Source organism: Bradyrhizobium sp. I1.14.4 (assembly GCF_050435825.1).
Classification (GTDB): Bacteria; Pseudomonadota; Alphaproteobacteria; order Rhizobiales; family Xanthobacteraceae; genus Bradyrhizobium.
This window is the reverse complement of record NZ_JBNDLA010000001.1, coordinates 680639-699971: the sequence shown is the minus strand read 5'-3', so window position 1 is coordinate 699971 and position 19333 is coordinate 680639. Positions and strand designations below refer to the sequence as shown.

General features: G+C 65.7%; 19 protein-coding genes. 12 read left to right on the top strand and 7 right to left on the bottom strand.

What is annotated here, in order from left to right:
- Nucleotides 1-31: 31 nt before the first annotated feature.
- Both moaB and ypfJ read right to left on the bottom strand, forming a co-directional pair.
- Nucleotides 32-595, bottom strand: a complete 564-nt coding sequence (moaB, locus tag ABIB78_RS03285) for a molybdenum cofactor biosynthesis protein B (protein WP_429021333.1) — start codon at nt 593-595, stop codon at nt 32-34.
- Between the two features lie 178 nt (nt 596-773).
- Nucleotides 774-1709, bottom strand: a complete 936-nt coding sequence (gene ypfJ / locus ABIB78_RS03280) for a KPN_02809 family neutral zinc metallopeptidase (RefSeq protein ID WP_429021331.1) — start codon at nt 1707-1709, stop codon at nt 774-776.
- A gap of 383 nt (nt 1710-2092) precedes the next feature.
- Here ypfJ and ABIB78_RS03275 point away from each other — a divergent pair, with 383 nt between their 5' ends.
- The 3 genes from ABIB78_RS03275 to ABIB78_RS03265 all read left to right on the top strand — a co-directional run bounded on the left by ABIB78_RS03275 (nt 2093) and on the right by ABIB78_RS03265 (nt 4540).
- Nucleotides 2093-3226: a site-specific DNA-methyltransferase gene (locus tag ABIB78_RS03275; protein ID WP_429021329.1), complete on the top strand. Its 1134-nt coding sequence runs from the start codon at nt 2093-2095 to the stop codon at nt 3224-3226.
- A 166-nt stretch (nt 3227-3392) separates the two neighbouring features.
- Nucleotides 3393-3719: a hypothetical protein gene (locus ABIB78_RS03270; RefSeq protein WP_429021327.1), complete on the top strand. Its 327-nt coding sequence runs from the start codon at nt 3393-3395 to the stop codon at nt 3717-3719.
- A 134-nt stretch (nt 3720-3853) separates the two neighbouring features.
- Nucleotides 3854-4540, top strand: a complete 687-nt coding sequence (locus ABIB78_RS03265; protein WP_429021326.1) for a glutathione S-transferase family protein — start codon at nt 3854-3856, stop codon at nt 4538-4540.
- A 71-nt stretch (nt 4541-4611) separates the two neighbouring features.
- Here ABIB78_RS03265 and ABIB78_RS03260 read toward each other — a convergent pair whose 3' ends face one another.
- Both ABIB78_RS03260 and ABIB78_RS03255 read right to left on the bottom strand, forming a co-directional pair.
- Nucleotides 4612-4764 (bottom strand): DUF1127 domain-containing protein, encoded by a 153-nt coding sequence (locus ABIB78_RS03260; protein WP_429021554.1) that lies wholly within the window; start codon nt 4762-4764, stop codon nt 4612-4614.
- 28 nt (nt 4765-4792) lie between these two features.
- A complete protein-coding gene (locus ABIB78_RS03255) occupies nt 4793-5236 on the bottom strand; it encodes a nuclear transport factor 2 family protein (RefSeq protein WP_429021324.1) in 444 nt (147 codons plus the stop codon).
- A 152-nt stretch (nt 5237-5388) separates the two neighbouring features.
- Here ABIB78_RS03255 and ABIB78_RS03250 point away from each other — a divergent pair, with 152 nt between their 5' ends.
- On the top strand, nt 5389-6303 hold the full coding sequence (locus ABIB78_RS03250; protein WP_429021321.1) for a LysR family transcriptional regulator: 915 nt from the start codon (nt 5389-5391) through the stop codon (nt 6301-6303).
- A 53-nt stretch (nt 6304-6356) separates the two neighbouring features.
- Here the strand turns inward: ABIB78_RS03250 and ABIB78_RS03245 are convergent, their stop codons facing one another.
- Nucleotides 6357-6977 carry a glutathione S-transferase family protein gene (locus tag ABIB78_RS03245; protein ID WP_429021319.1) on the bottom strand — a complete coding sequence of 207 codons (621 nt, stop codon included), beginning with the start codon at nt 6975-6977 and terminating at the stop codon, nt 6357-6359.
- 170 nt (nt 6978-7147) lie between these two features.
- Between ABIB78_RS03245 and ABIB78_RS03240 the strand changes: the two genes are divergently transcribed.
- Nucleotides 7148-8419 (top strand): flavin-dependent oxidoreductase, encoded by a 1272-nt coding sequence (locus ABIB78_RS03240; RefSeq protein ID WP_429021316.1) that lies wholly within the window; start codon nt 7148-7150, stop codon nt 8417-8419.
- A 1-nt stretch (nt 8420) separates the two neighbouring features.
- On the opposite strand, the gene ABIB78_RS03235 is transcribed toward ABIB78_RS03240, so the two are convergent.
- Both ABIB78_RS03235 and mutY read right to left on the bottom strand, forming a co-directional pair.
- Nucleotides 8421-8840, bottom strand: a complete 420-nt coding sequence (locus ABIB78_RS03235; protein WP_429021314.1) for a PaaI family thioesterase — start codon at nt 8838-8840, stop codon at nt 8421-8423.
- Nucleotides 8841-8911: 71 nt separating this feature from the next.
- Nucleotides 8912-10024 (bottom strand): A/G-specific adenine glycosylase, encoded by a 1113-nt coding sequence (gene mutY, locus ABIB78_RS03230; protein ID WP_429021312.1) that lies wholly within the window; start codon nt 10022-10024, stop codon nt 8912-8914.
- A gap of 141 nt (nt 10025-10165) precedes the next feature.
- Here mutY and ABIB78_RS03225 point away from each other — a divergent pair, with 141 nt between their 5' ends.
- From ABIB78_RS03225 to ABIB78_RS03195, 7 genes are all read left to right on the top strand, one after another.
- Nucleotides 10166-10645 carry a DUF721 domain-containing protein gene (locus tag ABIB78_RS03225; RefSeq protein WP_429021310.1) on the top strand — a complete coding sequence of 160 codons (480 nt, stop codon included), beginning with the start codon at nt 10166-10168 and terminating at the stop codon, nt 10643-10645.
- 122 nt (nt 10646-10767) lie between these two features.
- Nucleotides 10768-11424 carry a DsbA family protein gene (locus tag ABIB78_RS03220; protein WP_429021308.1) on the top strand — a complete coding sequence of 219 codons (657 nt, stop codon included), beginning with the start codon at nt 10768-10770 and terminating at the stop codon, nt 11422-11424.
- A 335-nt stretch (nt 11425-11759) separates the two neighbouring features.
- Complete coding sequence (gene smc, locus ABIB78_RS03215; RefSeq protein ID WP_429021306.1) at nt 11760-15224, top strand: chromosome segregation protein SMC; 3465 nt, start codon at nt 11760-11762, stop codon at nt 15222-15224.
- A gap of 108 nt (nt 15225-15332) precedes the next feature.
- Entirely contained in the window at nt 15333-16298 is a 966-nt protein-coding gene (locus ABIB78_RS03210) for a small ribosomal subunit Rsm22 family protein (protein WP_429021304.1), read from the top strand.
- Between the two features lie 165 nt (nt 16299-16463).
- The gene (locus tag ABIB78_RS03205) at nt 16464-17024 is read left to right on the top strand and encodes a LemA family protein (protein WP_092124555.1); all 561 of its coding nucleotides are present in this window, start codon (nt 16464-16466) and stop codon (nt 17022-17024) included.
- A gap of 34 nt (nt 17025-17058) precedes the next feature.
- On the top strand, nt 17059-18321 hold the full coding sequence (locus ABIB78_RS03200) for a M48 family metallopeptidase (RefSeq protein WP_429021302.1): 1263 nt from the start codon (nt 17059-17061) through the stop codon (nt 18319-18321).
- Between the two features lie 239 nt (nt 18322-18560).
- On the top strand, nt 18561-19304 hold the full coding sequence (locus ABIB78_RS03195) for a hypothetical protein (RefSeq protein WP_429021300.1): 744 nt from the start codon (nt 18561-18563) through the stop codon (nt 19302-19304).
- Nucleotides 19305-19333 lie beyond the last annotated feature (29 nt).

The following is a 19333-nucleotide window of genomic DNA, read 5'->3' as shown; positions in this document are numbered from 1 at the left end:
CATGGCTCGATTCGGCACACCACATTACGCTTTAAGTTGTTGCTCCTTTCGCCTTCGGGCGACGCAAATGTTCGTCCAGCCGCGGCATGATCTCGACGAAATTGCAGGGGCGCGTGCGGTAGTCGAGCTGCGCGGCCAAAATGCCGTCCCAGCCGTCGCGGCAGGCGCCGGGCGAACCGGGCAGGCAGAAGATATATGTCGCGCCCGCCACGCCCGCGGTGGCGCGGCTCTGGATCGTCGACGCCCCGATCTTGGCATGGCTCAGCATGTGGAAGGCAATCGAAAAGCCGTCCATTCGCTTCTCGAACAGCGGCTCGACCGCCTCCGGCGTTACGTCGCGGCCGGTAAAGCCGGTGCCGCCGGTGGTAATCACTGCATCGACAGCGGGATCCGCGATCCAGCGTCGGATCACTGCGCGGATCGCCTCGACATCGTCGGTGACGATCTCGCGCGCCGCGAGCGTGTGACCGGCCGCGGTGAGACGGTCGGCCAGCGTGGTGCCCGACTTGTCGTCCGCCAGCGAGCGGGTGTCGGAAATCGTCAGCACCGCGATGTTGAGCGGGATGAAGGATTTGGATTCGTCGATCGAGGACATGGCTTGCTCTCTCGCTCCCTCTTCCGCTTGCGGGGGAGGGCTGGGGTGGGTTCCACCGCGAGTCGCATGGTGGAGAGAGCCCCCACCCGCATCGCATCTAACGACGCGATGCGACCTCCCCCGCTGGCGGGAGAGGTGAACCGAGCTCGCGGCTTCGCCCGATGTTGAACCAGGTTAGCTAGGCCCCACCGAACGTATTACAGGCCTGCACGGTGCCCTGCTGGTAGCCGGTCATGAACCATTGCTTGCGCTGCGCGGCGGAGCCGTGGGTGAAGGAGTCGGGCACCACCCTGCCCGTGGCCTGCCGTTGCAGCGTGTCGTCGCCGATCGCATTCGCCGTGGTCAGCGCGGCGTCGATATCGCCGGACTCGAGGAAGCCCGGCCGCTTCTTCTCCTCGCGGTTGACCCAGACGCCGGAGAGGCAATCGGCCTGCAACTCGACCTTGACCTGCAGCGCATTGGCCTCGGCCTTGCTGCCGGCCTGCTGCTGCAGCCGGTTCACGCGCGGGATGATGCCGAGCAGGTTCTGGATGTGATGGCCGGCCTCATGCGCGATGATATAGGCCGCGGTGAACTTGCAGGCGTTGCCCGAGCAGCCGCGGAAGCGTGTCTCGACCTCGCGGAAGAAGCCGGTGTCGAGGAAGATGGTCTTGTCCGGCGGGCAGTAGAACGGTCCCATCGCCGACTGCGCCATGCCGCAGCGGCCGCCATTGGTGGCATTGCGGAACAGCACGATCTTCGGACCGGTGTAGGTCTGGCCGCTGGCCTGGAAGATTTCGCTCCAGCGATCGTCGATTTCACCCAGGATGCCCGCGATCATGCTGCCCATTTCGTCGGTCGGGGCGCCGCGCTTGGCTTGCCCGCCCGACGCCTGCCTGTCGGTCTGGTAGGTCGGCGCCTGGCCGCCGCCGGTGAGAATCTCGGCGCCGCCGATCAGGATGCGCGGGTCGATACCGAAGGCATAGCCGAGCAGGCCGAGCACGATGATGGTGCCGATGCCAAGCCCGCCGCCGCCCATCGGAATGCCGAAGCCGCCACCGCCGCCTCCGCCCATCCCGCCTTCATCGCGACGGTCTTCGACGTCGTCGCTGCGGCGGAAATCATCATAGCGCATGGCGGTTTCCCTTCATTCCAGTCGGCGACCCAACGCGGGACACACCAACTTAAAATTTCCATTCTGTTAATCAATATCCTGCCCGGCAATAATTGCCTAGTCCGGAAGACGCGCATCCCTTGCGGTGCAAACGAGTGCGAATGTGGGCGAATCTACCGCGCGAATCGTGCCGGTTTGATGATCCGCAAAAGTTTTTCACCGAACGCGCTGGTGTTGCAGCACAACGCGAACCACCACGCGCCATGCCGCGCAAAAGATGCTGCAATCTTTTGCGTGAAGATTTCCAATTAAGTCGATTTTTACTTTGCCGGGTCAATGTGGCGCCAGTCGGTTGTTTAGTCCCGCGTCGCCGACAGCGTCGCCTGAGTCAGAGTTCTTGAGTCATGGTAGTGTCGCGTCGCGGGGCGTCTGCAAGGGCGCCCCGCACTAAATTTGAGAGTGCCCCGTCGAGCCAGATCGTCATTGGCGATTGCGTGGCCGAATTGTCGAAGCTTCAGGCCGGCTCGGTCGACCTGGTGTTCGCTGATCCTCCCTACAATCTGCAGCTCAAGGGCGACCTCAAGCGCCCCGATGAGTCGCATGTCGATGCCGTCAACGACGACTGGGACAAGTTCTCGTCGTTCGCTGCCTATGACGATTTCACCCGCGCCTGGCTGCTCGCCTGCCGCCGCGTGATGAAGCCGTCGGCAACGCTGTGGGTGATCGGCTCCTATCACAATATCTTCCGCGTCGGCGCGATCATGCAGGACCTCGGCTTCTGGCTCCTGAACGACATCGTGTGGCGCAAGTCGAACCCGATGCCGAACTTCCGCGGCCGCCGCTTCACCAACGCGCACGAGACGATGATCTGGGCCGCGCGCGACGAGAAGGCCAAGGGCTACACGTTCAATTACGAAGCACTGAAGGCGTCCAACGAGGACGTGCAGGCGCGCTCCGACTGGCTGATCCCGCTGTGCACCGGCGAGGAGCGCCTCAAGGATGGCGACGGCAAGAAGGTCCATCCGACGCAGAAGCCCGAGCAGCTGCTCGCCCGCGTGCTGCTATCGTCGTCGAAGCCCGGCGATCTCGTGATCGATCCGTTCAACGGCACCGGCACCACCGGCGCCGTCGCCAAGCGCCTCGGCCGCAGCTATATAGGCTTCGAGCGCGACCGGACCTACGCCGCCGCCGCCGAGGCCCGCATCGCCGCGATCGAGCCGCTGCCGGAAGCCACGCTGGCGCCGTTCATGACCGCGCGCGAGGCGCCGCGGGTGGCGTTCTCCGAACTGATCGAGCGCGGCATGATCGTGCCCGGCGCCAAGCTGGTCGATGCCAAGAAGCGCCATGGCGCGCTGGTGCGCGCCGACGGCGCCATCATGCTCGGCGACAAGGTCGGCTCGATCCACCGTATCGGAGCGGTCGCGCAGGGCTCCGGCGCCTGCAACGGCTGGACCTTCTGGCACGTCGAGACCAAGACCGGCCTGCGGCTGATCGACGAGCTGCGCGCCGAGATCCGCTCCGGGATGGTGGTGGGCTGAGGCCCGTCGAATTCACCTCGCTCGTCATTCCGGGGCGCCGCAAAGCGGCGAGCCCGGAATGACGAGCGGAGGCAAATGACGCCGTCTTGAACGCGGGCCGCCTTGTTGCGCCACCGCGGCGAGCCTAGATTGGCTTCCGTCACTTGCCGTTTCGATCGGTCGCCCGATGCGAAGACAATCCGAGACATTGCTGCTGGTGCCGCTGTTGCCGGTCTTCCTGCTCGGCATGTTTCCGATGCTGCTGATCGGCCTGCTCGGATTCCTCGGCCTGATCATTTTCGGCATCCTGCTCGTCTGTGTCGGACTGACGCTCGGGCTCGAGGCGCATGGCGAATTCAACGAAGAGATCATCGTGCACGGCTATGCCCGCGGCTCTGAACGCGCGACGCAGGTCTCAAACCTGCATGCTGCGACGCGCTCCGCCGCCGTGCTGGAAGTCGCGGGAATTGCGCTGGCCGTCGCGGGTATCCTGGGCTTCCTCCTGGCCGGCTGACCAGCGCACCACGCGACCCTGATTCACAAACTCGTCGCTTGCGCATTGCAGCGAAATTTGCGCATGAGGGGCGCTGCGGCCTTGCCCCGCCGCATCCCGATCTCGCCGGTCACAAGAACCAAGGGAGTCCCCTCATGATCAAATTCTATTTCAACGGCGCGCCGAACCCGAACAAGGTTGCACTGTTCCTGGAAGAGTCCGGCCTGCCGTTCGAGGCGATCCCGGTCGACACCCGCAAGGGCGAGCAGTTCGCGCCGGAATACCTGAAGGTCAACCCGAACGGCAAGGTGCCGGCGATCGACGACGACGGCGTGCTGGTGTTCGACTCTAATGCCATCCTGCTTTACCTCGCCGAGGAGCACGGCAAGTTCCTGCCCGCCAACACCCCGGCCAACCGCGCCGCGACGCTGTCCTGGCTGATGTTCATCGCGACCGGCCTCGGCCCCTATTCCGGCCAGGCGGTGCACTTCAAGCATTTCGCGCCGAAGGATCTCGACTACGCCAATAACCGCTACCAGTACGAGGCGCATCGCCACTACAAGATCCTCGACGATCATTTGGCGAAACAGCGCTACATGGTCGGCGATAGCTATACGATCGTCGACATGGCGTTCTGGGGCTGGGCGCGGATGGCGCCGTTCATTCTTGGTGAGGAAGGCTACGCGAAATATCCAAACGTGAAGCGGCTGGTCGACGAGATCTCGGCGCGGCCGGCAGCGGCGCGCGCGATCGCGCTGAAGGACAAGCACACCTTCAAGGCCGAGATGGACGACGCGGCCCGCGACATCATGTTCGGCCACCTCAAGTCCAAGGTGGCGTAAGCCGTCCCTAAACGCTACGCAGGGCGGGCGCGCTTGCGCGTTGCCCACCCTGCGCATTTTCGCATCGCATCTTAAGGCGGCCAGTACAGACCGCCGTTGTCGTACCGGCCATGATGGCAGATGTCGGCGCGGCAGACGCCGATGTCCTGCAGCTCGCGTTCGCTCATGGCGGCGAGCTGCCGCCACGAGCGCCGGCTCTCACGCCATTGCCCGAACCAGACCAGCGCAGCCGCGAGCGCGGCAGTCAGGGCTTCAACCCGCCGCGCGAATTGCGGCGGCCGGAAACGGACCGAGGGCCTTCTCGGTCAAAACCGAGTCGCAATATTCCCGCACCTCCTTGATCCTGCCGCCGTCGAAGCGGAACACCAGGCAATAGTCGTTGTCGTAGCGCTGACCTTCCTTGGTCAGGTTGTTGCCCTTGGCCTCGACCACGACGATGTCGCCATCGGCGATGATGCGATGGGCGACGGTGCGGCCGCGCTCGACCAGTCTTGAGCGCACATGGCCGTGCAAGTCGGTCATGATCGATTGCTTGCCGGTGAAGCTGCGCGACCAAGAATATTGCCCGGTCACGGTCCAGATCGCGTCGTCGGCGAGGGTTGCCATGAACAGCGATTTCTCGCGCACCGCGGGATCGGGACTGCCGGCGATCACGAACATCTCCTGCACCAGTTTCTTGTTGTCAGCTGCGCTCATGGCGCGTCTCCTTGCGATTGGTTGATCTGACGTGAGGCGTCCCTTCGCGCGAACCGGAGTATCCGCTTCGCGTGAGAACGCCCTGCCCCACAATCCTGCGGCGCCGGTGTGCATTCTTCCAATCGATAGGTGATATGATATATATTCATTTGATGAATTTGAATTCGCTTGACCTCAATCTGCTGGTCGCGCTCGACGCCCTGCTGCGCGAAGCCAATGTCAGCCGCGCCGCGATGCGGCTACATCTATCGCAGCCGGCGACCAGCCATGCGCTGCAGCGGCTGCGCGATCTGATCGGCGATCCGCTTTTGGTGCGCAACGGCGCCCGGATGGAGCTCACGCCGCGGGCACAGGCGCTACGCTCGCCGCTGGCACAGGCGCTCGATCAGGTGCGCACGCTGTTCGTATCCGATGATTTCGACCCCGCGCGCAGCGAGCGGCATTTCCGCCTGATGATGCCCGACCTCGCCGTCGAGCTGCTGATGCCGGCGCTGATGGAGAAGGTGACACTGATAGCGCCGAACGTCACCATCGACGTGGTGCCGTGGCGGAGCTCCACGATCTTCACGCCGGAGTTCGCCCGCACCATCGATCTCGTGATCTCAATCGGCGACTCCTTCAAAGGCTTTCACCGCCAGCGGCTCTACACCGACATCGATGCGCTAGCGGTGCGGTGCGGCCACCCCGTCGGCACGAAGCTCAGGAAACGCGAGGCGTTCCTTGCCGCCCGGCATGTCGCCGTGATCATCCGCGGCCACAACGAGGATCTGATCGACACCTGGCTGCGCGCCAAGGGCATCGAGCGGCGGATCGCGCTGGTGGTGCCGGGTTATATCGAGGCGCTGCACGTCACCGCGCGCACCGACCTCGTCGCCTTCGTGCCGCGCCGCCTGATCTCGGCGCTGTCAAGACAATTATCGCTGGTGACGGTGGCCCCGCCGCTCGATCCCGGCATCGACGAGCAGCACATGTTCTATCCGACGCGTGCTCAGATGGATCCGGGCTCGGTCTGGCTGCGCAAGCTGATGCTGGAGACCGGACGGGAACTGGAGACGCGGAAGGTGTAGCGATGCCCGCGTCGTCCCGGCGAAGGCCGGGACGACGCCCAATTTCTCCGCGCTTACACCTTCTGCTCGGCCAGCACCTTCTGCACCGCAGGCCGCTGCTCCATCGCGGCGCGATGCGCCTTCACCTTGGGCAAGGTCGCGATGTCGACCCCGTCGCCGTCGAGCCAGAGGGTCAGCGTGTAGAGATAGGCGTCGCCGACCGTATAGCTGTCGCCCATCACCCAGGGGCCCTTCAGCATGTCGCGTTCGATCAGGTTGAAGCAGGCGCCCATGGTCTTCGGAACCATGGTCTTCATGTCGGCGAACGAGCTCTCCTGCGTCGCCCAGCGTGCGCCGCGCATCTTGTGCGCGTGGCAGACATGCACCGTCGAGCACAGATAGGAATTGAAGGCCTGCAACTTGGCGAACGCGAAGGCGTCATCGAGCGGCGCGAGCCTCGCCTGCGGAAAGGTCTGCGCGATGTAGGCCAGCATCGCCGGGGTCTCGGTGAGCACGCCGCGATCGGTCACCAGCGTGGGCACGCGGCCCTTCGGATTGATCTTCAGATACTCCGGGCTGTTCTGCTGGTTGGCCTTGAAGTCGAGCCGCTCGATCGTATAGGGCGTGCCGGTCTCGGCCAGCGCGATGTGCGAGGCGAGCGCACAGGTGCCGGGGGCGGAATAGAGCTTGAGCATGTCGACGTCCTCTACGGGCCTTGCGGCTCGTTGCGAACCCGGCCCTGGCTTTTTATGAGATGCAGCGGAGGTTAGCGGCGGCGTCCCTTGCCGTCCACCCCGTGCGGTGCCGCGGACCTTGCCCGTGGCGGTGCCGCCGTGCGAAGACCATGCCAATCGAGAGGGCTTTCATGACTGTACTCATTGCAGGTGGCGGAATTGGCGGGCTGACGCTGGCGCTCAGCCTGCACCAGATCGGCGTGCCGGCCTGCGTGTTCGAGAGCGTGCCCGAGCTGAGGCCGCTCGGGGTCGGCATCAACGTGCTGCCGCATGCGGTGCGCGAATTGATCGAGCTCGGCCTGCACGACGTGCTCGACGCGACCGCGGTGCGCACGAGCGAGCTCGCCTATTTCTCCAAGCACGGCAAGCCGATCTGGAGCGAACCGCGCGGGCTCGAGGCCGGCTATAAATGGCCGCAATTCTCGATCCATCGCGGCCGGTTGCAGCAACTGCTGCTCGATGCCGCGACCGAGCGGCTGGGAGCCGCGAACATCCTCACCAGCCATCACCTCACCGGCTGGACCGAGACCGCCGACGGCGTCCGCGCCGACTTCATCGACAAGGCGACCGGCAAGCCCGCCGGCAGCTATGACGGCACGGTGCTGATCGCCGCCGACGGCATCCATTCGGCGGTACGCGAGAAGCTTTATCCGCAGGAGGGGCCACCGATCTGGAACGGCCGCATCCTGTGGCGCGGCATCACCCGCGGCAATGCCTTCCTGACCGGCCGCACCATGATCATGGCCGGCCACGAGATCCTGAAATTCGTCTGCTATCCGATCTCGAAGGAGGCCGGACCCGACGGCAAGTTTGACATCAACTGGGTCGCCGAGCGTCACATGCCGCCGACCTATCAGTGGCGCCGCGAGGACTATAACCGCACGGCAAAACTCGACGAGTTCCTGCCGTGGTTCGAGAGCTGGGATTTCGACTGGCTCGACGTGCCGGGCCTGATCCGGAACTGTCCGCATGCCTACGAATATCCGCTGGTCGATCGCGACCCGATCCCGCAATGGACGTTCGGCCGCGTCACGCTGATGGGCGACGCGGCGCATCCGATGTACCCGATCGGCTCCAACGGCGCCTCGCAGGCGATCCTGGATGCGCGCACGCTGACGCGCGAGATTTTGGCGCATGGCCCGACGCAGGCCGCGCTCGCGGCCTATGAGGCGGAGCGACGGCCGGCGACCACGGATCTTGTGATGCTGAATCGCCGCAACGGCCCGGAACAGGTGATGCAGCTGGTCGAGGAGCGCGCACCCAGCGGCTTTGGCGTCGTCACCGAGGTGCTGTCGCGGCAGGAGCTGGAAGACATCGCCGCCAACTACAAGCGCGTCGCCGGCTTTCAGGTCGAGGGACTGAACGCCAAGCCGCCGATCGTGCAGCGCGCGAGAGCGGTCTGACCTATCTCAGCGCCCGCGCCGATTCCACCAGGCGGATGCTGCTGCTCGCGGTAGCAAGCAGCGTGCCGTCGGCGGCGGTCAGCCGGCCCTCGACGAAGGCGATGGTCTTGCCGAGCTGCGTCACCGTCGCCTCGCCGGTGATCGGCCCGGGCTTTGCCGGCGCGAGGAAGTTCACATTCATCGTGATGGTCGTGGTGTAGAGCCTGCCCTCGGTCATCACGAACACCGCCGGACCCATCGTGTCGTCGAGCATCGCCGAGAGCATGCCGCCCTGGACGAAGCCGGCCGGATTGCAAAAGTCCGGCTTGCCGTCGAACACGATCTTGATCCAGCCATCCAGCGGGCGTGCATCAACGAGATGCCAGCCGAGCAGGTTTGCGCAGGGCGGTTTCGGAATCTGGTCGAGCGCGGTTGCGATCATGGCGGCCTCCATTGTCCCGGAGGTCGTAGCGGAGCGCTGCTGCCAGCATGGTGTCAGCAGGTCGTCATCTTTCAGCCGTCCAGCCCGTGCGCGATGACCTTGCGCATCACATTGGGAAACGCCTCGTCGTCCAGCGTCGCCACCGGCACCCAGCGCATGTCCTCCGGCGCGCGGGTACGTGGCGGAACACTGGCGGCATAGACGACGAGTTCGAGCGGAAAGTGCGTGAACACGTGGGTGACGACGCCGGCCTTGCGGCGCCAGCGCGTGACGCCCTTGAGTTCCGGCGCCTGAGCAAGCGCGGCCGCATCCTCCTGCCCGGCAAGCCATTGCGACCCCGGCACCTCGGTCATGCCGCCGAGCAGGCCCTTTTCCGGGCGCGAGCGCACCAAGAGCTCGCTGCCGCGCCTCACCACGAAGGCGGCGCCGCGGCGCAGCGTGCCGCTCTTCTTCGGCGCCTTGCGCGGGAACGTCTCCTGGTCGCCGCGGCTGCGGGCCGCGCAATCGTCATTCAGCGGACACAATGCGCAGGCCGGCTTCTTCGGCGTGCAGATCGTGGCGCCGAGATCCATCAAGGCTTGTGCGCTGTCGCCGGCGCGAGAGTTCTCGTCGCCGGCGCGGGAGGGGCCGAGCAATGTCGCAGCCATCTCCTTGATCAGCGGCTTGGCCTGCGGCAGTGCCTCCTCGATGACGTAGAGCCGGGTGACCACGCGCTCGATATTGCCGTCGACAGGCATGGTGCGGCGGTCGAAAGCGATGGCGGCGATCGCGGCCGCGGTGTAGGGCCCGATGCCGGGCAGCCCGCGCAGGCCCTCCTCGGTGTCCGGAAACACCCCGCCATGGTTGTCCAGCACCGCAACCGCGCAGGCGTGCAGGTTGCGCGCCCGCGAATAGTAGCCGAGCCCGGCCCACATCCTCAAGACATCGTCGAGCGAGGCGCGGCCGAGCGCGGTCACGTCAGGCCAGCGCGACACGAATTTCTCGAAATACGGTCCGACCGCCCGCACCGTGGTCTGCTGCAGCATGATCTCCGACAGCCACACACAGTATGGATCCGCCCGCTCCCCCGCCGCCGCGCGCCACGGCAGCCGCCGGCGATGCCGGTCATACCAGGCGAGCAGCCGCGCCGGGCGGGCGGTTTGGTGATCGGTCGATTTGGTTTTGGCGGCCGCGCGAGAGATCATGGACATATCTTAAGGCAAATCCCGCCATGTCATGCCCCGGCCTGACCCGGGCATCCACGTCTTTCTTCTCCCGGCACGGATACGCTGCCGCAACGATGAACACGGTTTCAGCTGCATCGACACCGCTGCTATAGTGTCCTGATGTCCAAACCCGGCCCGATCAGCGCAAAGCCCCTGTCGATCCTGCTCAGCGACGTCTTCACCGACGCCTATGCCAAGCAGGGCTTTGCCGCGCGCGAATTGGTGACGCGCTGGACCGAGATCGCGGGCGAGCGGATCGCGGCCTATTGCGAGCCGCTGAAGATGCAGTGGCCGCGCCCGGTGGAGGGGCAGCCGCAGGAGCCGGCGACGCTGGTGCTGCGGGTCGAGGGGCCGATGGCGCTGGAGATCCAGCATTCCTCCGACGTGATCCTGGAACGCGTGAACCGCTTCTTCGGCTGGCATGCGGTCGGCCGCCTGACGATCCGGCAAGCGCCGCTTTCGCGTCGCAATCGCCCTACGCGGCCGGGCCCGCCCGATCCCAAAACCGTGGCGCGGGAGGCGGCGAACCTCGCCGCCGTCGAGGACGACGATCTGCGCGCGGCACTGGCCCGGCTGGGCGCCGCGATCAAGCGAAATTGACGCTTTTCCGCGGCTCGTCCGCGGGACCCCGGCATTGCCACAATGGTCGTTTCAAGCTAGCGAAGGCTTCCTTTTCGGGACCCCTTCATTCTGGCGTGAATGCGCCAATCCGGGAGCTGACCTTGATCATCACGCGCCGCGCTTTCACCACCGCTCTCTCGCTGACGGGGCTCGCCGCCCTCGCCGGCCTGTCGCCGCTGCGCCTGATCACGGACGCGCTCGCGCAGACCGCCGCCGAGGTCGCCAAGCCGCAGTCGCTGCCGGACATGGGGCTCGGCCCGCAGGACGCCAAGGTGACCATCATCGAATACGCCTCGATGACCTGCCCGCACTGCGCCAATTTCAACGAGACCGTGTTCCCGAAGATCAAGTCGACCTACATCGACTCCGGCAAGGTCCGCTACGTGTTTCGCGAATTCCCGCTCGACATCAAGGCCGCCGCCGGCTCGATGCTGGCGCGCTGCATCGCCAAGGACGACGCACCGAAGTTCTTCGCCGTCATCGACCTCTTGTTCCGCCAGCAAAACGACTGGGTGGTCAAGAACACCACCGAGACGCTGACCCGGATCGGCAAGCAGGCCGGCCTCAGCCAGCAGCAGGTCGAGGAGTGCCTGAAGGATCAGAAGCTGCTCGACAAGATCGCGGCCGACCAGAAATACGCCAACGAAGTGCTGAAGGTGAATTCGACGCCGACCTTCTTCATCAATGGCGAGATGCTGAAGGGCGAGACCTCGTTCGAGGAGTTCAGCAAGCACATCGATCCGCTGCTGAAGAGCTGATCGGCAGCGCCGCGAATCGCTTGTCGTCGTGTCCGATTCGCAGCTGGACACGATAGTTGTGGATGACATTGCAATCACGTCACGCATCCGGCGCATCATTTCGTTGTTGAAAACCTGATTCGCGCACAACGTCGATTTCGACGACATGCAGGGAGCGTAAACCCCTGCAAATCCCTTGGGAAAAGCTTGGTCAAGCAGTTGCCCTGATGCGCGGGCATCGCCATTGTCGCCGCTCATGAGAGCTGCACGCAGCTATTCACGTCAAACACGACATTGCCTTCCATGGTATTGTCACGGCAGGGAGATTCGCGCCCGGCCAAACGAGATTTGTGTACATGAAGCTCACGCGCCTCCGCCTTCACGGTTTCAAGTCGTTCGTTGAACCCACCGATTTCATGATCGAGCCGGGCCTGACCGGCGTCGTCGGACCGAACGGCTGCGGCAAATCCAATCTCGTCGAAGCGCTGCGCTGGGCGATGGGCGAGACCTCGCACAAGTCGCTGCGCGCCGCCGACATGGACGCGGTGATCTTCGCCGGTTCCGGCAACCGCCCGGCGCGCAACCACGCCGAAGTCGTGATGACGATCGACAATTCCGATCGCTCGGCACCGGCCGCGGTGAACGACAGCCAATTGCTGGAAATCTCTCGCCGCATCGAGCGCGAGGCCGGCTCGGTCTACCGCATCAACGGCCGCGACGTGCGCGCCCGCGACGTCCAGATCCTGTTCGCCGACGCCGCCACCGGCGCGCGCTCGCCGGCGCTGGTCCACCAGGGCAAGATCGGCGAAATCATCCAGGCCAAGCCCGAGCAGCGCCGCCGCGTGCTGGAAGATGCCGCGGGTGTTGCTGGCCTGCATGCCCGCCGTCACGAGGCGGAACTGCGGCTGAAGGCAGCCGAAACCAACCTCACCCGCGTCGAGGACGTGATCGGCCAGCTCAGCGGCCAGATGGAAGGCCTGAAGAAGCAGGCGCGCCAGGCGATCCGCTACCGCGAGGTCGCGGCCAAGGTGCGCAAGTCCGAGGCCATGCTGTTCCATCTGCGCTGGATCGAGGCCAATGCCGACGTCAACGACGCCGCGCACAATCATGATATCTCGGTGCGCGAGATGGCCGAGCGCACCCGCGAGCAGGCCGAATCTGCGCGCATCCAGGCGATCCGCGCCGCCGAATTGCCAGCGCTGCGCGATGCCGAGGCCCGCGCCGCCGCCGGCCTGCAACGCCTGACCAATGCGCGCGAGATGCTCGACCGCGAGGAACAGCGCGCCAAGGAGCGCGTCGGCGAGCTTGATCGGCGTCTGACCCAGTTCGCCGCCGACATCGCGCGCGAGCAGCAGCAGACTTCGGACGCCGACATCGCATTGCAGCGGCTCGACACCGAAGACGCCGAGCTGAAGGAAGAGATCAAGTCGCGCGTCGAGAAGCGCTCCGGCGTCGACGAGCGCGTCTCCGACGCAGAAGAAATCCTGGCCGCGACCGAGCGCCAGTTCGCCGAACTGACCACGCAGCTCGCCGATCTGACCGCCAAGCGCAACCAGCTCGAGGCCGGCGTGCGCACGCATCGCGACCGGCTGGCGCGGCTCGACCAGGAGATCGCCAACGTCCAGGCCGAGGAATCCAAGCTCGCGCAGGAAACCGGCAATCTCGGCGACATCGAGGCACTCGCCGCCGCCATGGAGATGGCGCAGCAGACGCTCGCCGAATCCGAGGCGGCCGTGCAATCCAGCGAGGCCCATCACGCCGCGGCGCGGCAGACGCTGGAATCCTCGCGCAATCCACTCACCGAAGCCGAGAAGCGCGTACAGCGGCTCGAGACTGAAGCCCGCACCATCGCCAAGCTGGTGACCAGCGAGACCAAGAATCTGTGGCCACCGATCATCGACGGCATCACGGTCGCCAAGGGCTACGAGAAGGCGATCGGCGCCGTGCTCGGCGACGATCTCGACGCTCCCGTGGATTCGTCCGCGCCGATGCGCTGGACCAATGTCGGTGAAGCCGCTGATGATCCTGCGCTGCCCGACGGCGTCGAACGGCTGGCCGACCACGTCCAGGCGCCGCCGGAACTCGCGCGCCGTCTCGCCCAAATCGGCGTGGTGGCGAAGGAACGCGGCGCCGCGCTGGTGTCGCAGCTGAAGACCGGCCAGCGGCTGGTGTCGCTCGAAGGCGACGTCTGGCGCTGGGACGGCTTTGTCGCCGACGCGCATGCCCCGACCGGCGCGGCGCGCCGCCTCGCCGAACGCGCCCGCCTGGTCGATATCGAGCATGAGCTGGAGCAGGCCCGGGTCGATGCCACCGCCAAGCGCCAGGCGCTGGAGACAGCTGAAGAAGAACTGCGCTCGGCGTCGGCCGCCGAAGCCGCCTCCCGCGAAGCCGTGCGCGCCGCCCGCCGCGAGACCGACGCCGCGCGCGAGCGCCATGCCGCCACCGAGCGCGAGATCAACCGCCATGCCGCGCGCAAATCGGCACTGACCGAGGCGCACAGCCGCGTCGCCGCCGACCGCGCCGAGGCCGAGGCCGCGCATGAGAGCGCCGCTGCGGCGCTTGCCGAACTGCCGCCGGGCGTCGAGACCGAGACCCAGCTCGCCGCGGTGCGCGCCGAGATCGACAACCAGCGCCGTGCCGCGGCCCAGGTCCGCGCCGAGGCGCAGGCGCTCGCCCGCGAGGCCGAACTCGCCGACCGCCGCGTGCAGGCGATCCTCGCCGAACGCAGCGAGTGGCAGAACCGCAAGACCAGCGCCGCCTCCCAGGTCGAGACCATCGAGGCGCGCATCGCCGAGGTGTCGATCGAGCGCGAGGAACTCGCCAATGCGCCGGAAGTGTTCGCCGAGAAGCGCAGCGCGCTGATCACGGAGATCGAGCACGCCGAGGGTGACCGCCGCATCGCCGCCGATGCGCTGGCGACGGCGGAAGCCGCGATGGCGGAAACCGATCGCCTCGCGAAGGCCTCGCTCGAAGCGCTCTCGTCGTCCCGCGAAGCCACCGCGCGCGCCGAAGAGCGCATGGAAGGTACCCGCCGCCGCCTCACCGACATCGAGCGCGAAATCCACGACATGCTCGAGGTCGAGCCGAGCGCGGTGGTCGGGATGGCCGAGATCGAGCCCGGCGCCGAGCTGCCGCCGGTCGCGCAGGTCGAGGAAGAGCTCGACAAGCTTCGCCGCGACCGCGAGCGGCTCGGCGCCGTCAACCTGCGCGCCGAGGAAGAATTCAAGGAAGTCGAGACCCAGCACACGGCGCTGACCACCGAACGCGACGATCTCGTCGAGGCGATCAAGCGGCTGCGGCAGGGCATCCAGAGCCTCAACCGCGAAGCGCGCGAGCGTCTGCTGACCTCGTTCGAGACCGTCAACGCCCACTTCAAGCGGCTGTTCACCGAGCTGTTCGGCGGCGGCGAAGCCGCGCTGCATCTGATCGAGAGCGACGATCCGCTCGAAGCCGGCCTCGAGATCATCGCCAAGCCGCCCGGCAAGAAGCCGCAGACGCTGTCGCTGCTGTCGGGAGGCGAGCAGGCACTGACCGCGCTCGCCTTGATCTTCGCGGTGTTCCTGACCAACCCGTCGCCGATCTGCGTGCTGGACGAAGTCGACGCGCCGCTCGACGACCACAACGTCGAGCGGTTCTGCACCCTGCTGAACGAGATGACGGCGTCGACCGAAACCCGCTTCATCATCATCACGCATAATCCGATCACGATGGCGCGGATGAACCGGCTGTTCGGCGTCACCATGGCCGAACGCGGCGTGTCGCAGCTGGTGTCGGTCGATCTGCAGGGCGCGGTCGATATCCTCGACCAGAACGTGGCGTAGGGTACCTTGCCGTCATTCCGGGGCGGTGCGGAGCACCGAACCCGGCATCTCGAGATTCCGGGTTCGATTGCGCATCGGCCCGGAACGACGTGTAAATGACGGCGAACAATGACCTCACCTGACCTGCCTGCTGAGCTCAAAGCCGCACTCAACGCCAGGCTCGAAGGCCTGTCGCGCAGCGATGCCGCGGGCCGTGCGGCGCTGATCTCGCAGACCTATCGCGAGGGCGGCGGTTCCGGGACGATCAGGACGGAGACCGATGCGCTGGCCTATGCGCTGGCGCGGATGCCGGCGACCTATGCGGCCGTCGTGGCGAGCCTCAAGGCGCTAACGGAAATCCGGCCGGACTTCGCACCGGCAAGCCTGCTCGATGTCGGCGCCGGGCCCGGGACCGCGACCTGGGCGGCCGCCGAGGCATTCACGTCGCTACAGGGATTCACCCTGCTTGACGCCAATGGCGCGTTACGGACGTTGGCGCAGGAGCTGTTTCGCGGCAGCATTCGTTTGCACGATACCCGCTATGAACTCGGCCAGGCCCGCGCCTTGCTGGACAAGGCCGACCCCGCCGACTTCGTCGTCGCCAGCTACATCATCGGCGAACTCAGCGAAGCCGAGCGTACGGCACTGGCCGATGCGCTGTGGTCCAAAACCGGCGATACGCTATTGGTCGTCGAACCCGGCACGCCCGCGGGCTACGCGCGGATCATCGCGCTCCGCGCACGCTTGATCGCCGCCGGCGCGCATGTCGCCGCGCCCTGCGCGCATGACGGCGGCTGCCCGCTGGTGGCGCCCGACTGGTGCCATTTCTCGCAGCGCCTGCAGCGCTCGCGCGCGCACAAGCAAGTCAAGGGCGCCGACGCACCATTCGAAGACGAGCGCTTCGCCTACGTCGCCTTGAGCCGCGCGAAGGTCGCGTCGCGTCCGTCCCGCGTGCTGGCGCAGCCGGATGTCGGCAAGGTCGAGGTTGCGGCCAAGCTCTGCACGCCCAAGGGCATCGTCGTCGCCAGGGTGCCCCGCCGCGCCAAGGCCGATTACGCCCGCGCCCGGCGCTGGCGCTGGGGCAATGGGATTTAGGCGTCCGCCTGCGCATCGGTCTGGCGCGTGCCGAGCCATGCGACGAATTGAACCAATCCCGGCCAGCCCCGACCAAGACAGTGCCCACCTTTTCGCGGCGGGCTGCCCTGCGCCCTAATCCTGGGCTACGGTGCCGCCGTCTCGTCCATCAGGAGCTGCCCTGTCATGTCGACCAGCTGGATCGTTATCGGCGTCATCGTCCTTCTCGTGCTGTTTGCGTTCGGCGCCTACAACCGCCTCGTCGCACTCGGCCAGCGGGTCAGCCAGGCCTTTGCCGACATCGACGTGCAGCTCAAGCAGCGCCACGACCTGATCCCGAACCTGGTCGAGACCGTGAAGGGCTATGCAGCGCACGAGCGCGGCACGCTCGACGACGTCATCAAGGCGCGCAATTCGGCGATCTCGGCGCAGGGGCCGGCCCAGGTCTCGGCGGCGGAGAACCAGCTCTCCGGCGCACTCGGCCGGCTGATTGCACTGTCGGAGGCCTATCCCGACCTCAAGGCCAACGCCAATTTCCAGCAGCTCGCATCGGAGCTTTCCGATCTCGAGAACAAGATCGCCGCCAGCCGCCGCTTCTTCAACAACGCGGTCCAGGAATACAACACCGGCATCCAGCAGATGCCGGCCGCACTGTTCGCCGGCATGTTCGGCTTCACCCGCAAGGATTTCTTCGACCTCGGCGCCAGCCGTACGGAGGTCGAGGCGGCACCGAGCGTGAAGTTCTGAGGCGCAACGCGCGCCCGCGAGAGGCCGCTCCGTCATGGCCGCCTATGGTCTCTACACGCATATCGCATCGAACAAGTTTCGTTCGATGCTGCTGCTTGGCGGGCTGTTCCTGCTGATCTACGTGCTGGTCTATGCCGGCGCGCTGGTCGCGGAGGTGATGATCGATAGCGGCCGTTCGGTCGACTATTACCTGACGCACGCCTCGCGCGATCTCGTCTCTGCCTTGCCGTGGGCGACGATCGCGGCGGCGGCCTGGATCGTGATCGCCTATTTCTGCCACCAGAAGATGATCGACGCCGTCACCGGCAGCGAAAGCGTGACGCGCCAGCAGCAGCCGCGGCTCTACAATCTGCTGGAAAACCTCTGTATCTCGCGCGGCATCCCGATGCCGAAGCTGAAGGTGATGGACAGCCCGGCGCTGAATGCGTTCGCGACCGGACTGAACCCGCGCCAATACGCCATCACGGTCACCACGGGGCTCTTGAAAGCACTTAACGACCAGGAGATCGAGTCCGTGCTCGGCCACGAGCTCACCCATATCAAGAACGGCGACGTGCAGCTGATGGTGGTCGCCGTGATCATCGCCGGCGTGGTCGGCTTCTTCGGCGAGCTGTTCTTCCGCCTGTTCACGAATCTGTCGTGGAATTCGAGCGGCGGCGGAGGCGGATGGTCGTCTTCGTCATCCGCTCGATCGTCGTCATCCGCTCGATCGTCGTCATCCTCCTCGGACCGCGACAGCAAGGGTTCGGGCGGCGGCGCGATCGTCGTGATCATCATCGCGGTCGCGCTGATCATGCTGGCCTGGCTGCTGTCGCAGGTGGTCAAGCTCGCGCTGTCGCGCTCGCGCGAATTTCTGGCCGATGCCGGATCGGTCGAGCTCACCAAGAACCCCGATGCGATGATCTCGGCGCTGCGCAAGATCGAGAACCGCGGCGAACTGCCGGACGCCACTTCGGCGGTGATGGAACTCTGCGTCGACAATCCGCGCGAGGGCTTTGCCGACCTGTTCGCCACCCACCCGTCGGTGAAGTCCCGGGTCGATGCCCTGGTGAAATTTGCCGGCGGTCACGATCCCGGACCGCTGGCGCTGCCGGATGAGACCTCGGACGAGGCGGACACACAGAACCAGCCATCTGCCGCAGGCGACCAGCCTCCGCCTGTCACCCATAGCCCGTGGGGCGCTACGCCGCCCGCACAGCCGAACAGTCCAACGCCGCTGCCGGGCACCAGTCCCACACAGGGACCGCTGGGTCCTCTTCAGGGTCCTCTTCAGGGTCCTTGGGGCCGACGCCGCTGATCGCGCTAGCTCTTTGATTTGGGCATGGTCACCGCGCAAACGCTTCGCGTTCGTCGCGGGGACGCACTTTTCCGGATCATGCCCTAGCCTACTCAGTCCATTAAGGAAATTCCCACCAAACCGATTGTGGGCGCCTTAAGGAATTGAATTCTCCCTCGTTTCTGCCATGTTCGCGCCCAAAGCAGTGTGGGGACTTGCCGATCGCCATCGCGATCGGGAGCGCGCTTTAAGGGACTTCCATGGCAAAGCCGGTTGTGATCGTGGTGGGCGCTGACAAGGGCGGGGTCGGCAAGACCACCGTTTCGCGGACGCTCCTGGACTATTTCAGCGCCAATAATGTGCAGACCCGGGCGTTCGACACCGAATCCCCGCGCGGCACGCTGAAGCGTTTCCATCCGGACATCACCGAGATCGTCGACATGACGACGACCGCGGACCAGATGAAGATCTTCGATACGCTGAACGCCGGTTCCTCGGTCACCGTGATCGACGTCCGCGCCGGCCTGTTGTCGCCCGCGCTGGCCTCGCTGCGCGATATCGGCTTCCTCGACGCCGCGCGCTCCGGCCAGATCACCTTCGCCGTGTTCCATATCCTCGGCCCCTCGATCGCCTCGCTGGACGAAATCGCCGAGACCGCCAACTTCATGAACGGTGCGAAGTATTTCCTGGTGAAGAACTTCATCAACGACACCCAGTTCTTCCAGTGGGACCAGGCAACCTACAATTCCTACTTCCACCGCATCAAGGATGCCGTGGACCTCACCATCCCGAAGCTCAACGAAATGGCTTATGAGCAGGTTGAGGTCTCCTCGGTTCCGTTCCTGAAATTCGTCGCCAACAAGGGCATCAACGACGACGCCGCCAACTACTCCTTCGTGCTGCGCGGCTATGTCCGGCACTGGCTCGCCAATGTCTGGAGCGAGTACGACCGCATCAAGCTGACCGACCTGGTCGGCGCCAAGTCGGCCAAGGGCGAAAAATAGTCGCGCGCAAGGGCAGCGAAAGAGTCGCG